This window comes from Actinoplanes sp. NPDC048791 (genome assembly GCF_040650095.1).
In the GTDB taxonomy this organism is placed as follows: domain Bacteria; phylum Actinomycetota; class Actinomycetes; order Mycobacteriales; family Micromonosporaceae; genus Actinoplanes.
Map to the genome: position 1 here is coordinate 1 of NZ_JBEZGQ010001734.1, position 1,060 is coordinate 1,060.

General features: G+C 75.8%; 1 protein-coding gene. It reads right to left on the reverse strand.

The annotated features are described in order from the left end of the window. Positions 1–1,060: PQQ-binding-like beta-propeller repeat protein (locus tag AB0C29_RS50045; protein ID WP_360835654.1), on the reverse strand; the 1,060-nt coding region annotated here is incomplete at both ends.

Sequence of the window (1,060 nt, forward strand, 5' to 3'; positions counted from 1 at the left end):
GACGTCCTGGTCGGCTTCTTCGTCGGGCTGGTCGTCTGGCGTCCCGGCTCGGTCCGGGCCGGCGTCGGCGCCCGCTGCGGCGTCCGGGTCGGTGTCGGCACGGTCGCCACCGGCCGGGACGGCGCCAAGGACGGCACAGCGGCTCCCGGCGCCGCGACCCGGAACGCGTACAGGAGCTTGCCGGCCGTGCCGAGGTAGAGCACCCCGTCGGTCAGCAGCGGCGGTGCGGGCTTGCCCTTCAGGTCGTACGTCCACAGCCGGCGCCCGGTCGCCGCGTCCAGTGCGTAGAGCCGCCCGGTGGACGCGGCGACGTAACTGACCCCGGCCGCCACGACCGGGGAGCCGAACTCCTCACCGGCCGCCCCGGGGAACCGCCAGCGCTCGTCACCGGTCGCGGCGTCGATCGCGTACACGATCCCGTCCTGGCCGCCGACGTGGACCAGCGCACCGGCGGCCGTGGGCGTGGACACCACCGGCGCGCCGGTCGCGAAGGTCCAGTCGGTCTCCCCGGTACGCGCGTCGACAGCGTGCACCCGCTGGTCGTCGCTGCCCACGTAGACCCGCCCGCCGGCCATGACGGGTGCGGACGACGGTTTCAGTTCGGCGCTCCACCGCAGGTCACCGCTGTCGTCGTCGAACGCGTACAGGGATCCGTCGCCGCTGCCGGCCACGACCAGGCCGGCGCCGACGGCGGGCGGCTGGGAGATCGCGTTGCCGGTCTGGAACCGCCATTGCGGGCTGCGATCGGCGGCCCGGATCTTGCGGACCGAGCCGCCCGACGTGCCGAAGTAGACGGCGTCCCCGGCCGCGCTGGGCGGGCCCGGGTCGCGGGTGCCGGTGCTGATCCGGGCCTGCTGCTCACCGTCGGCGGCGTCCACGGCGTAGAGGTGCTGGTCGTCGCCGGGCACGTACAGGGTGTCGCCGGCCAGCTGGGGTGCCGCGACGATCGCGGCCGGCGCGGTGAACGGTCGCGCCCAGGCCGGCTTGCCGTCGGCGCGCCGGAGCGCCTGGATCGTCCGGCCGGTGGTGACGAAGATCCGCTGGGCGTCGGCCGTGGCGG